This is a genomic window from Acinetobacter albensis (genome assembly GCF_900095025.1).
In the GTDB taxonomy this organism is placed as follows: Bacteria; Pseudomonadota; Gammaproteobacteria; order Pseudomonadales; family Moraxellaceae; genus Acinetobacter; species Acinetobacter albensis.
This window is the reverse complement of the sequence record NZ_FMBK01000007.1, coordinates 16,263-30,397: the sequence shown is the minus strand read 5'-3', so window position 1 is coordinate 30,397 and position 14,135 is coordinate 16,263. Positions and strand designations below refer to the sequence as shown.

General features: G+C 36.0%; 11 protein-coding genes and 1 tRNA gene. 8 read left to right on the top strand and 4 right to left on the bottom strand.

Annotated elements, in window-relative coordinates:
* Positions 1–80 precede the first annotated feature (80 nt).
* The 3 genes from GA0116959_RS06835 to epmB are packed head-to-tail and all read right to left on the bottom strand — an operon-like array spanning position 81 to position 4,941.
* The gene (locus tag GA0116959_RS06835; protein ID WP_092719766.1) at positions 81–2,183 is read right to left on the bottom strand and encodes an EAL domain-containing protein; all 2,103 of its coding nucleotides are present in this window, start codon (positions 2,181–2,183) and stop codon (positions 81–83) included.
* Complete coding sequence (locus GA0116959_RS06830) at positions 2,165–3,910, bottom strand: GTPase (RefSeq protein WP_092719764.1); 1,746 nt, start codon at positions 3,908–3,910, stop codon at positions 2,165–2,167. Before GA0116959_RS06830 ends, GA0116959_RS06835 begins: the two co-directional genes overlap by 19 nt.
* 14 nt (positions 3,911–3,924) lie before the next feature.
* Entirely contained in the window at positions 3,925–4,941 is a 1,017-nt protein-coding gene (gene epmB / locus GA0116959_RS06825) for an EF-P beta-lysylation protein EpmB (protein ID WP_053578234.1), read from the bottom strand.
* A 70-nt stretch (positions 4,942–5,011) separates the two neighbouring features.
* Here epmB and efp point away from each other — a divergent pair, with 70 nt between their 5' ends.
* The 8 genes from efp (at position 5,012) to GA0116959_RS06785 (ending at position 13,628) form a co-directional block, all read left to right on the top strand.
* Positions 5,012–5,581, top strand: coding sequence for an elongation factor P (gene efp, locus GA0116959_RS06820; protein WP_092719762.1), 570 nt, complete (start codon positions 5,012–5,014; stop codon positions 5,579–5,581).
* A 171-nt stretch (positions 5,582–5,752) separates the two neighbouring features.
* Complete coding sequence (locus GA0116959_RS06815; RefSeq protein WP_092719760.1) at positions 5,753–7,846, top strand: carbon starvation CstA family protein; 2,094 nt, start codon at positions 5,753–5,755, stop codon at positions 7,844–7,846.
* Positions 7,843–8,145 carry a YbdD/YjiX family protein gene (locus GA0116959_RS06810; RefSeq protein ID WP_053578231.1) on the top strand — a complete coding sequence of 101 codons (303 nt, stop codon included), beginning with the start codon at positions 7,843–7,845 and terminating at the stop codon, positions 8,143–8,145. Before GA0116959_RS06815 ends, GA0116959_RS06810 begins: the two co-directional genes overlap by 4 nt.
* Positions 8,146–8,253: 108 nt before the next feature.
* The gene (locus GA0116959_RS06805; RefSeq protein WP_092719758.1) at positions 8,254–9,204 is read left to right on the top strand and encodes an AAA family ATPase; all 951 of its coding nucleotides are present in this window, start codon (positions 8,254–8,256) and stop codon (positions 9,202–9,204) included.
* A gap of 13 nt (positions 9,205–9,217) precedes the next feature.
* Positions 9,218–10,123 carry a DUF58 domain-containing protein gene (locus GA0116959_RS06800; protein ID WP_092719756.1) on the top strand — a complete coding sequence of 302 codons (906 nt, stop codon included), beginning with the start codon at positions 9,218–9,220 and terminating at the stop codon, positions 10,121–10,123.
* A 3-nt stretch (positions 10,124–10,126) separates the two neighbouring features.
* The gene (locus tag GA0116959_RS06795; protein ID WP_092719754.1) at positions 10,127–12,136 is read left to right on the top strand and encodes a transglutaminase TgpA family protein; all 2,010 of its coding nucleotides are present in this window, start codon (positions 10,127–10,129) and stop codon (positions 12,134–12,136) included.
* 31 nt (positions 12,137–12,167) lie between these two features.
* Positions 12,168–12,244: transfer RNA gene (locus GA0116959_RS06790), tRNA-Val, on the top strand.
* A gap of 175 nt (positions 12,245–12,419) precedes the next feature.
* Positions 12,420–13,628, top strand: coding sequence for a tyrosine-type recombinase/integrase (locus tag GA0116959_RS06785; RefSeq protein WP_092719753.1), 1,209 nt, complete (start codon positions 12,420–12,422; stop codon positions 13,626–13,628).
* Positions 13,629–13,673: 45 nt separating this feature from the next.
* Here GA0116959_RS06785 and GA0116959_RS06780 read toward each other — a convergent pair whose 3' ends face one another.
* Positions 13,674–14,075 (bottom strand): DNA-binding protein, encoded by a 402-nt coding sequence (locus GA0116959_RS06780; RefSeq protein ID WP_092719751.1) that lies wholly within the window; start codon positions 14,073–14,075, stop codon positions 13,674–13,676.
* Positions 14,076–14,135: the final 60 nt, after the last annotated feature.

The window sequence follows — 14,135 nt, the reverse complement described above, 5'->3', positions numbered from 1 at the left end:
TTGCTTTATATTTTCCGTTCTATCGCTCTTTATGTATAACTAACTTTAAAATGCTTTGATTGTAAAAAATGCACAAGACCCTATTGGTCTTGTACATCAATCAAATGGTCTAATTTTTTCTGGAAATATTCACCCTGAATAAAACGAGCATCGACATTCCATGCATTTGCAAAAAGTGTCATATCATTTAATTCACGCAACATAATTTCTACTGTTTTTACTTTATGGAAGATTTGAATTTTTTCTTGCAATTCCTGAGTTGACTGTTCTGTATTCAACATTTGGGTCAGGTCGGGATGTAGAGTTAAGCTATTCACATCAAGTTGACGTAAAATCGATTCACTGTAAATGCTATGCCCAAAGTCACGAAGTGCTACTTCTGCACCAAACTGACGTAATTGTGCAATATACTTATGTGCATCCGAAAGATTCTGACTCAAGTCTTCTTCAGAAAATTGTAAGATTAAGGGGTGGCTCAATTTACTGCGGATAATCGTAATCAACTTAGAAATAAATTCTGGAAAAGTACGATCATGTAAAAGTACATCTTTGTTTAAATTAACGATCAGTTTTGCTTCTGGATATTGGGTGATGAAATTATGTAATTGTTTACAGGATTCAACCAAAATCCAGCGGTCTAATTTAATGGATAATTCTTGATCTTCTAAAAGTTCAGGAATATCCGTTAAATCTTTCCAAGTATTTTCAAAAATAAAACCACTTGTCACTTCATAAGTATATAAATTGGTATCATGTTTATCATAAAGTTGCTGATATTTAAGGTGAATTTCACCACGTTCTAAACTCTGCTGTAACGCCCGAATCAGTGAAAATTCCGCAGAGATTGGTGCGGCTTTGATTTCAGCTGGTTGAAGATCAAAGCTTGGAATCGGTAAATCATTTTTTAATTCAAACTCAGGCGTAGGCTGATTTTGAGGTAAAGCAGTGTTATAAGCAGTAGCAATTACTTGTTCAAAATGAGCATCATCGTGTATTTCACTGTCTAAAACGATATAACCTAATCTTAAATTAAGCGGGAAAGTCGCCTGTTTGATGGTTAAGAGTTGTGGTTTAGCGAGTGAATTTAAAGCAATTAATTTAGATTCTAGTTTGGCTAGAGATTCTGCTTGGAATAAACCGAGGAAAATACCAGTTTCGACTTTAAACAAAGGCACATGAGTTTGTTCTTTTAGAAACTCTTTTAAATTAATAAAATAGTTTTTTGCTGTGTTCCAGTCATTTTCAAAAATAATCTCTGGACAAGAGGCAATTGAAAATAAGACTAATGCACTCACATCAGCAGGTTGCTGAGCAATAGCTCGGTTAATTAACTGGTAAGTATTGGGTTTATAGCTGCTTTTATCATGATTGTCTGAGGCATTGTTATTTGATGCCATCGTTTCAAGGTCAATGGTAATTTGTAAAGCATCTTCATCTGTCGAAGGTAAAAATTCGATTTTCAAGGGGTTGGGTAGAGAGACCTGTGTATTTAATGTCGTCATTTCAAAACGACCTTGATTAATCTTCTTAAAACGCAACTTAAAATCATTTAAATCTTGTGGTTGTAACAGGTCAAGTAAAGGCAGACCAATCACGTCCTCTGCATTTTTAATTGCAAAAAGTTCAAGATATTCTGAGTTTGCCTGAACATGAATTCCTTCTTGAATCAATGCAATTGCTTTATTACTTTCATGAACCAATGATTGAGCTTGGCTTTGTGCAGATTCTAATTCATGCATTAAATGTTGTTGCTTTAAAAGCAAACGACTAAACGAAAGGGCACGAATTAAACCCATATAGAAACGATCTGCATATTCAAGATCTAAAATGTCATAAATACCTTTACGAATATAACTTGCATATTGTGCCGGTAGATAATCATCAGGTTTTAATAAAATAATAGGGAGGTTGGGTTGCTTAGACAATTGAATTAAACTTAAAGCTTGCTCATATTTTAAATCATAGGCTCGACCAAAAATAACAATGTCCCAATTTTGATTTAATTGTTTTTCAAAATTTTGTAAATCATCCAGTAATGTTGCTTGTACCAGATGTTCATTGGCGCTTAAAAAATCACGAATCTGATTAAAACGAATCTGGTTATCATCAATAATGAGTAAACGGGTTTCTGAACGTTTCAACTTTTTAGATAATAGTGGATTTCTCACTTCAAGGCTTCCCATAGATCATAATTCTTACTTTCATTTATTTGCTTATGAATAAAATCATTGACTAAGTGTTCTTGTTGATCATTTAGTAATTCAAATTCAAAATGAATAAAACTTTGCGTAATTAGTTTTGCTTTAATCAGATAAATTTTTATATCTTCTTTGCCTAAGCGTAAATGAATTGTCTGTTTTTCTCTGAATATATGTGAACCCGATACAATCAAGCTAATGGTGATTTTTTCTTGTAGGGACGTTTTAACAAGCAGCGCGGGTTGGTAATTATTGCTATGACGATCAGTTTTGACCATGACTGAACAAGGGAATAGGTCTTGAGCAAGAACTTCGAGTCCAAGTTCTAAGCTTTTCTCTGTAGATTGTTTAATCCAGCGAACTACACCACCACGCCAAGGGCTATTGGTACTTTCCTGAATTAAAATAAATTCACCTGTTTTTAAATGTGCTGGGGTCGTGCCTGTCCATTTAATGCGGTAACCGTTTAAACTAATATCCAGTACTTCGACAGAATACGTTTGTTTTGCTTCACGATCCAATAATTTTGCACTATTCACTTCTAACGGTACACTGGAATTCATTGAATTAATAAATGTACTTTCAGTTTGAAATTGATAATTATTGTCTAAGTCTAAAGTTTCATGAAAGTTTTTCCCTTGCGACAAATAGAAGTGAGCAACGGCCAAACTAAAGCAGATATATAATTGCGCTGAATATTCATAACGTTCATGTAAACGTTCAGTACTGGTGGTGAGTAGGTTGTGAATATGAAAATATAAGGATGGCGTGAGAAATAGTTTTTCATTTTTAGATAAATAGCCTGTCTTTTTCGTTTGAATTTCTGACAGGTGATCTAATAAATTTTGAGTTGAAATATAAATAGTCGGTTTGTATAAACTGGCTTGATCCGTATTAAAAACGGGTGGATGATCTTTATTGATATCGACAATATAACGTGAAAGTGTGGTTTCTTTGGCCAAAACATGAACCAATTTTGCCCAATCCAAACTGCATAAATACAAACCTTGCATTTCTGATGGACGAATTTGATGGGTGTTAAAAATATCCAATAAAATAAGTTGTGAATAAGCTTGAGTAATGGTTTGTAAAGCGTGTTGTGTCTCTAATATCTGATTAATATTGGTATTTGAAAAATTATTTTTAATCGCACATTCAAGCAGTTGATGAGCCGCCAACCACTGACCAAATAAAGGTGTGCTATAAAGCAGGTGTTGCTGATAAACCAGTAATGAAAGTTGTTGCAAGGCATAGTAGCTTGAAACCATACGCGCTGTTTGTAAGCTTTTCTTTTGGTTAAATGCAAAGATAGAAAATTTATGTAAACTTAATTGTGTGTTACATCTTTTTGAAATATCAACATAAATTTTAGCAAAATGGCTGCGTAATAGCATTGCCAATTCAATAATTTGATCATTACGATCGGTCGTAATCAAACTTTGATTAAAAAAATGTTTTTCCAAACTGCCTAAAACATTATCCAAAGTTGGATGTAAAATTTGAATTAAATCAAAACGAAGCATTTCTGGGCATTTTAGTTCTGATATTTCTAATAAAGCATTAAACAGCTCTTTCGAAGAACTTCCCAACTGAAGAATGGATAGACTGGCTACCCATTCTTGTAAACCCTTCGTGCTTGTTGGGCAGAAGCTTAATTTTTCTAACTTTAGCTCTGATGGAGCTTGAAAAATATCTGAAGTACTCATAAGCATCGTTATTATTTAACTCAAAAAGTTGAAACTCCAAAAAGCGGTGTCTTATTTTTTTCGCCCGCAATTTCCCTAACAAGTTTAGGAACCAAGTAGCCTGGTAGGTTCTCTAAAACATCCTTATATATTAAGTTAATTTCTTCAGAACTTAAGTCAAAATGATGTGCACCTTTCACTTTATCTAAAACATGTAGATAGTAGGGCATAATGCCTGCATCAAATAAACGATAACTTAAATCTGCTAAAATTTGCGCTGAATTATTAATATCTTTTAATAAAACTGCTTGATTTAGCACAGTAATTTTCTGTTCGACTAACTCAGAAATTTTTGCACAGGTAAAATCATCAAGCTCATTTGCATGGTTCGAGTGTACCACTACAATAATTCGTAGCCTACTGTTTTTTAACAGGGAAACGAGCTCTTTATCGACACGGTTGGGGATTACGATCGGAACCCGTGAATGAATTCTCAAAAATTTAAGTTGTGGGAGGAGCTCTAAGCGCTCAATCCAAAGTTTTAATTTCCGATTGGATAAAGTCAGCGGGTCACCGCCACTAAAAATTACTTCATTGATATCGGGCTGGCTTTCAATATAGTTTTTAATATTCAGCCAATCTTCATTTTTAGGTAAATTTTCCTGATAAGGGAAATGCCGACGAAAACAATAACGACAATGTACAGCACATGCGCCTGTTAAAGTCAGTAGAAACCGTGATTTATATTTATGCAAAACACCCAGTTGTTGATTGGCTTGTTCTTCACCTAGCGGATCAGTGACAAAATTAGGATGTTCTTCAAGTTCTAAATGGTGAGGCAATACTTGTAATAAAAGTGGATCAAGTGGATCACCAGGGGTCATTTTTTGCACAAACGCACGCGGTACACGTAATTTAAACTGTGCAGAAGCAAGAATTGCCCCTGATAATAACTGTTCGGGTGAAAGCTGAAGTAACTGAAGTAACTCTAAAGGATCTGTAATTAGATCACTAAGTTGTGATTGCCAGTTTTGCTCTTGATACAAATAGTTTATCATGCCGCATGGAAAAAATGATGCTAGTCTATCATTAATAGATTTAAGTTAGTAAGTTTGGAGTCAGCCTTTCATGGCCAATTATTCTACAAATGATTTTAAAGCAGGCCTTAAGGTAATGCTTGATGGTAACCCATGTTCAATCATGGAAAACGAATATGTAAAACCTGGTAAGGGTCAAGCATTCAACCGCGTAAAATTACGTAATCTTAAAACTGGTAAAGTTTTAGAGAAAACATTCAAATCCAATGAATCACTAGAAGGTGCAGACATTGTTGAAGTTGAAATGGAATATCTTTATAACGATGGCGAACTGTGGAACTTTATGGACCCAGTAAGCTTTGAGCAAATTGCTGCAGATAAAACAGCAATGGGCGATGCCGCTAAGTGGTTGAAAGATGATTCCAATGAAAAATGTACCATCATGCTGTTCAATGGTGTGCCATTGTCGGTTAACCCACCCAATTTTGTGGTATTAAAAATTGTGGAAACTGATCCGGGTGTTCGTGGTGATACTTCTGGTGGTGGCGGTAAACCTGCGAAACTTGAAACAGGTGCTGTGGTACGTGTTCCATTATTCGTACAACAAGAAGAAAGTGTACGTGTCGATACCCGTACAGGTGATTATTTAGAGCGTGCATAATAGTTTAAAAATAGACTATTATCGAAAGGGATGATTTAAATCATCCCTTTTTTTATGCCAAAGTCTTAGATGAAAAATAAAAGATGAGGAGTACAGTTGCAAAGGAACAAACAGCAATACGTCGAACAATAAAAATGACCGCTGATTTATGCAAAATAGATGAGGATTGATATGGAAACGATTCAACCGAAGTTATCCATAACTTCAAAAATAGTGTGGCTTTTGGTCGCAATTTTAGGTGCTGTGTCTTTTGGTACACTTGCACTGAGTCGAGGAGAGCATGTAAATGCAGTTTGGTTAGTATTAGCCGCCATCTGTGTCTACAGCATTGCTTATCGCTTTTATAGTTTATTTATTGCCAATAAAGTTTTTGAACTCAATGCCCGACGTTTAACGCCAGCGCATCGTTTAGCTGATGGTTTAGATTATGTACCGACCAACAAATATGTCTTATTCGGACATCACTTTGCGGCAATTGCGGGGGCGGGTCCTTTAGTTGGACCTATTCTGGCTGCCCAGATGGGATATTTACCAGGGACTATTTGGTTGTTGGTTGGGGTTGTGCTTGCGGGTGCTGTACAAGACTTTCTCGTTCTATTTATTTCAACGCGTCGTGATGGTCGTTCATTGGGTGAAATGGCAAAGCAAGAATTGGGTTCTTTTGCCGGAATCATTGTGATGTTGGGTGCGTTAGGGGTGATGATTATCATCCTTGCTGTACTTGCCTTGGTGGTGGTAAAAGCATTAACCAATAGTCCATGGGGTGTGTTTAGTATTGCAGCCACCATTCCGATTGCACTCTTTATGGGTGTATATATGCGTTATATCCGTCCAGGTAAAATTGCAGAAGTTTCAATCATTGGTTTTGTGCTGATGATGGCAGGCATTATCTATGGTGGAAATGTCGCAGCTGATCCTTATTGGGGACCATTATTTACCCTTTCAGGTACGCAATTGACGTGGTGTTTAATTGTTTATGGTTTTGTTGCCTCTGTACTGCCTGTTTGGTTGTTGCTTGCACCACGAGATTACCTTTCAACTTTCTTGAAAATAGGTGTGATTGCAGGTTTAGCGATTGGTATTATGGTGGTATTACCTGAACTGAAAATGCCTGCGGTAACACATTTTATTGATGGTACGGGGCCTGTTTTTGCGGGTTCAATGTTCCCATTCTTATTTATTACGATTGCGTGCGGTGCAATTTCAGGTTTTCATGCATTGGTGGCATCTGGAACCACACCTAAACTGGTCGATAATGAAGTCAATATCCGTATGATCGGTTATGGCGGCATGTTGATGGAATCATTTGTTGCAGTTATGGCAATGATTTGTGCCACGATTCTTGAGCCAGGTGTATATTTTGCAATTAATGCACCTGCTGCAATATTGGGTACAACAGTTGAAAGCGCGGCAGAAGCGGTACGAACTTTAGGTTTTGTGGTGACACCAGAAGCCTTAACCTTATTGGCTCAAGAAGTGGGCGAAAGTACAATTTTATCGCGTACAGGTGGAGCACCAACATTTGCAATTGGTATGGCGCATATCATTACGGAAATTTTTAATAACCGTTCAATGATGGCCTTTTGGTATCACTTTGCAATTCTATTCGAAGCTTTATTTATCTTGACTGCCGTTGATGCGGGTACGCGTGCATGTCGTTTTATGGTTCAAGATACTGTAGGGATCGTGATTCCTTCAATCAAAAATTCACATAATTTCTTTGGTAATTTGCTCGGTACTGCGGTCGCTGTAGCCGGTTGGGGCTTTTTTGTTTACCAAGGCGTGATTGATCCACTTGGTGGAATTAATAGTTTATGGCCGTTGTTTGGTATTGGTAACCAAATTTTAGCTGCGATGGCACTGATTTTAGGTACTGTGATTTTGTTTAAAATGAAGAAACAAAAATATGTTTGGGTCACGATTGTACCTACCATTTTCTTGTTTATTACCTCAATGACAGCAGGTTGGCAAAAAATCTTCCATGAGAACCCAAAAATTGGTTTCTTGGCGCAAGCCAACCGTTTTTCGGATGCCATTGCACGCAATGAAATTTTAAAACCAGCCAAAGACATTGCTGAAATGCAAACAATTGTTTTCTCTAACCAGATTAATGCGATGTTATGTGGTTTCTTTATGATTGTGGCATTCGTGATGTTATTTGCTGCCATTGGTGTTATTCGCCGTGCTTTAGCAGATCCTAATCCTAGTGTGAATGAGTCTGAGGCGATTTATACCGATGAGCCTAGCGCAGGAGAGGTTAAATGAGTCTAAAAGAACAGATTCGCAAAAAACTGGCTATGGGTAAAATTATTAAATTTACTGTACTCGCGCAGCCGAAAAAGTTTTTATTACTCAATGGTATAAAAACGATTCAATTAATTTGGCAACGTTTACAGCAAAGTTTTCGCTTGATGGTCGGTGTACCTGATTATCAGACATATTTGCAACATATGGCGCGCCATCATGCTGATTTAGCCCCAATGGATGAAAAAACATTTTACCGTTATTGCGTGGATGCGCGTTATCCAAGTGCTAGTGGTGGAATGAAAAAATGTCCTTGTTAAATTAAAATATTCATTTTTAGAAGTCTTTTGATTTCTTTGGAAAATGAGGAAAACGGTGTATGTTAATCATGCACCATTTTTTTTGGGGGATAAAATGTGATTTGGGGTATGAATAAGGTTCAAAAACAAGAGCTCACACATGAACAGCAACAATTGGATATAAAAGTTGAATCTTATGCGACAAAAATTCAAGCATTTTCAACGCAAATCAACAGTATTATTTTAGATAAAGAACATCAAACTAAACTGGCTTTAAGTTGTCTGTTCGCAGGCGGCCATGTGTTATTTGAAGATTTACCCGGATTGGGTAAAACCACACTTTCAAGTGCTTTATCTCGCATTGCAGGGCTTCATTTTCAGCGCATACAGTTTACCAATGACATGCTGGCTAGCGATGTGATTGGGGTCAATATGTTTAACCAGAAAGAACATCAATTTGAGTTTAAGCAAGGTCCAATTTTTACTCAAATCTTATTGGCGGATGAGATTAACCGTTGTAGTCCAAAAACACAGAGTGCTTTGCTTGAAGCGATGGAAGAAGGATTTGTAACAGTAGATGGGATTCGTTATGAATTACCACACCCTTTTTGGGTCATTGCCACCCAAAATCCACTGTTTCAAAGTGGAACTTATGCTTTGCCAGAGTCTCAGCTTGATCGCTTTTTAATGCGATTAACTTTAGGTTATCCATCACGTTCCGCAGAAAAACTACTCTTACAACAAGAATCCCGTTATGCATTAATTTCTACTTTAGCCCATATTTTTAATGAAAATGAAATTCTGGAAATACAAAAACTCGTCACCCAAATTCATTTGGCAGATACGATCTCTGAGTATTTATTAGATTTGGCTGCCGAGACTCGCAAAGGAATGCATGGTTTGTCTACACGAGGATTATTGGCATTGAAAAAATCCGCACAAGCACATGCTTTTATTGAACAGCGTAGCTTCGTCACACCTGATGATATTCAAGCGGTTTTCGTTGCCGTAGTGGCACATCGGATTGGACTTGGAGAAGTAGAAACTTTGCAACTGATGCAAAAAATCAATATTCATTAAGAGGTGGCGCAATTTGAGCAAGCCTTGGCAAAAATGGTTAGCAAAGCGTTTTCAATTTGAGAAAACCAAACAGCTTTCGCAAAAAGATATCCTAATTTTTATTTATCAGCAGGGATATTTATATGGAGTCTTGATCCTGATTACCTTTATTGCGGGAGTAAATTATGCCAATAATTTGATTTTGGGTTTTTGCTTTTTGATCAGTGCTATTTTATGTATTAGTTTTTATTTAACCTTTAAGCAATTGCATGGTTTAACGGTGGAAGTATCGGTCGCTGAAGTGGGTCAAGTCGCTAAGCCGATCGAATTACAATTTCATTTTCAACAAAATCAGAAACAATCTCGTTATTTATGGATTAAAACAGATCAGCATTTGGAAAAAGTTTTTATTTCGGACTTGAAACAAACTTTTTCGCTGACTTTTTTGCCTGAACAACGAGGTAAATTTAATTACCCTAGAATCCAAATATATTCAGTATATCCTTTTGGTTTAGTTCGTGCGTGGAGTTATTTTTATTTTAAGCAATATTCTTGGATTGCGCCGCAGTCAGTATCTTTGCCTTTAGAAAATAAGCAGCATCAGCACAGTTTTGAGCCAGATCTAGATGAATTTCGCGAATTACGTAGTTTCCAATTAGGAGATTCTGTACACGCTGTTTCATGGAAACAAGCGGCACGCGGACAGGGCTTATATATTAAAGTGTTTGAGCAACATCAGGATGAGCCGAATATTGAAATTCAATATAATCACATGCCAAGTATTCAACATGAAGAAAAACTCAGTCTAATGATGGGCTTAATTGAACAATGTGAACAAAGTCAATGTGCATATGCTGTATTTTTACCTCAATCTAAATTAATGACAGCGCAAGGTGAAAAGCAATTGTTAAAAGCCAAAAAACTTTTGGCGCAGGCTTAAATCATGATTCATTATGCTGTGAAAGTTTCGATTTTAATGACCTTAAGCTTAGTATTGTTGGCGCAGTTGCTGTTTAATCCGGCACTCCTTAGCTTAATTTTTGCTATAAGCATTTATCATTTATTTCGGAATTTAAAGCACGAGTCAAAAACGCTTCCCAGAATATGGATATTTATACTTACCAGTTTAGCTTTGGTCAGCATTTATTTTAGCTATCAAAGTTTTATTGGTGTTGAAGCAGGCGTTGCAGTGTTAGCAACATTTTTGTTTGCTAAAGCTTTGGAAACCAAGACTAAACGAGATGTCATTATTTTGTTTAATTTTACGCTGTTTGTCAGTGCAAGCTCTTTTTTGCATAGCCAATCTATCTGGATGGCAATGATCATTTTATTGTGTTTGTTCAGTTGTTTCATTGGATTATATCGTTTACAAATCAGCGAATTTTTAGCCTCTAAAAAGCAACTCATTGGATTAAAAACGGATGCAAAATATGTAGGTAAATTTCTCCTTTTGGCGCTGCCTTTTTTTATTTTACTGTTTATTTTTTTCCCACGGTTACCACCACTTTGGCATATTCCAATTCCTGAGCAAAAAGGGATAACAGGCATGAGCGATACCATGTCGCCGGGTGATATTGCTGAACTCTCACAATCCAGTAGTTTGGCTTTTCGAATCTTGGGGAATATGCAGCAACTGCCGCCACGTGATCAATTGTATTGGCGAGCCATGGTTTTAGATCAATACGATGGTAAAACATGGACCAGTAGTTTCATTAATCAGCAACCTTATTCGGAAAATGAATTTTCTGGTACATCCAAAACGAATTTTGAGTATCAATATTTGGCAGCGGATGAGCGGGTAAAGTGGATTATGGGATTGGAAAAATCTATTCCAATCGAACCAAATTTTCAACTGAAACAAGATTGGAGCATTACACCGAGGCGTCAAGTTGTGCGTAATCAGCCGATTAAATTGCAGTGGGTGGGGGAAGTGCAACTTACCAAGATATCCAACACTCCATCAAATCTAGTAGAAAGAATAAATATTCAAACTCCGAGTGAACTAGATAAACAATCGCGTCAATTTTCGCTAAAAATGTATGCACAAAGTCAACAACAACCTGAGCGTTATATACAACATATTTTAGAATGGTATAGAGAAAACAATTTTGTTTACACATTAACACCAGGATTATTAAATCAAAATCGTGTAGATGAATTTTTATTTCAATCGCGGCAAGGTTTTTGTGAACATTATGCTTCTAGTTTTGCCTTATTGATGCGGTATGTTGGGATTCCTGCACGTGTAGTGGTGGGCTATCAAGGCGGGCAACTTGCACCAGATCGTGCAAGTTGGGAAGTTCGGCAATTGGATGCACATGCATGGACTGAAGTCCAAATTAAAGGTCAATGGCAGCGAATTGATCCGACTGCGATGATTGCCCCAGAACGTATTGATGGGGGTATGCAAGATTATCTCGAAAATGACCAAAGTATTTTTGGGCGAAGTAAGCAAAATTGGAAATATCGTCAGTTTTCATTATTAAAAGATGTCCGTATTTGGAGCGATTATGTGACTTATCAATGGCAAAGTAAGGTCGTTGGTTATGATGCGGAAAAACAGCAGTCGTGGTTATCTAAATTAGGCTTGAAAACAGTTTATGCGGCAGTTCTGGCATTATTCACGAGCATCATTGTGTTGTTGCTATTTTACTTTGCTTGGATTTATTATCGCGATAGGCAAAGCGGTAACTCATTTGAGCGCGCAATTCAGTCTTTTTCTCAACGACAGCCCGTAAATTTGCGTAAGCAAACTGCTGAAACTTTTTATACTTGGATGTATCGTTTAGCAGATTCGGTTGAAGATGCTGAACAATCTGTATTTTTTGAAACAGCAAAATATTATCAACAACAATTTTCACGTGTTAAAAATGAGCAAGATATAAAGCAATTTAAAAGAATGCTTAAATCTTGTGCATCCATGTTGAAAAATAGCAGAAAGCACTTGTCTTAGAAAATAAAAATGAATATGATTCACATCACTTAGGTGTATAGCTCAGTTGGTTAGAGCGCTACGTTGACATCGTAGAGGTCAGCAGTTCGAGTCTGCTTATACCTACCAAGATTATGAATTAGTATAAAGTCGTATTACTTCTTATTAAATAAAATCCTCAAAATTCAAAGTTTTGAGGATTTTTTATTGCGCTGTATAACTATATATCACGCTATATACTACTGGGATTTCTGTATCATTAATTGTATCATTGAAAAAAATCGAACTGGTGATACAAAAAAAGATGAAAAGAAGTGAAATAAAAAAGAAACCTCTCTCTGATACAACTTTAGCCAATTTAGAACCTGAAAATGTTGATTACAGAATCAAGGATAGTGGTAATTTATATTTTTTTGTGAAAAAGGACGGAAATAAATATTGGCAATATCGCTGTAAGGACGAACTGGGTAAAGATGGATATAAGGGATTAGGTAGTTATCGTAATGTTAGTGGGCAATATGCTAGAAAAAAAGCTAATGAATTGGCATTGAAAGAAGCAAATGGAGATATAGTAAGATTTAGTAAGCATCATAAAAAACATATTGATAGTAAAACAAACCTAACATTTGAAGTAATTATTATTGATTGGCTTGAGACCAAAAAAACTGTTTGGGGCGAAGAAACGTTTTCAAAAGCTAAAAGTTCAATACAAAGACATGTGATAAAGGAATTTGGTCATAGAGATTGTATAACAATCAAAAAGAAAGAATGGTTTGACTTCTTTCAGAGTCTAAGAACAGTTAATAAAATTAATAATCAAGTAGATAAATTAATTTCATACTGTACAAATGCTTATGATTTAGCAATTGTGAAAGGACTAATTGAAGATAATCCATTAATGAGGATTTCTAAATATATAACTAGCTATACTCAAGGAAATATGAGTCATGTTAAGTTGCATGAGTTACCTGAGCTTATTAATAAAGTAAGAAATTATCCTAGTAGAACAATGGTGATTGCTATTGAGTTAGCAATTTTATTTTTCCCAAGACCTAGTGAGTTACGTTGTGCTAAATGGGAACAATTCGATTTTAAGGAAAAATTATGGAATAGACCTGCTGAGATAATGAAAGGACGATTAGCACATACAATCCCTTTATCTAAGCAAGCTATTATGCTTTTGAAAGAGTTAGAGACGTATAGAACGGAATCACCATTTTTATTTCCTAGTAGAAGAACTTATTTAGAACCTGTATCTGATGGAACTTTTAATACCGTATTAAAGCGATGTGGTTACACACGCAGACAAACAGTACATGGCTTTAGGCATATAGCTAGTACTGCTCTTAACAATCAATTTAGCGATAAAGAACAAGTAATAGAGGTATGTTTAGCCCATAAGAAAAAAGGTGTAAAGGCTGTTTATGATAAAAGTGATCATTTAGAAGAAAGAAAAATAGTCATGCAATGGTGGGCAGATTGTATTGATGGGATAGCAAAGTGTAATTCATAAGTAAATTACTTACGTTTTAAGGAAACGCTTTCTAGATACTAATGATTATTTTTTGTGTTGATTTGAAAGAGCAATAATTAATTCTCGAACCAGTTTTTTATTGGATGGAGAGAGGTTTATAAGTGCTTCAAAGACTTCTTTATCCTTGTAGCCTAATTCTTGTCTCCATTTGCTATCACGCTGTTCAATAGCCTTTAGGATATTTTTATCGAAGGCTAATTCCTCTGGTGGAATTTCTAGCCATTTTGCAAGTGTAAGCAGTTTATCACCAGAAGGGATTGCTTCTCCGATGAGCCATTTACGAACACCATGTAATGTCATGGGTTTGCCTGAGTAATTCAAATTGAATTCTCTTTCTAAAACTGAAGGCTTAGCTTCATAACCTTTTGCTTTCATAGCTAAAGCTAGGCGTTGTGCAAATAAGTTTTTTTCATTTTCATCTCTCATTACCTCAAAATAGTTAGCTTAACTAAAAGTTACGTAATATTTGATTTTAATTACGTTAAT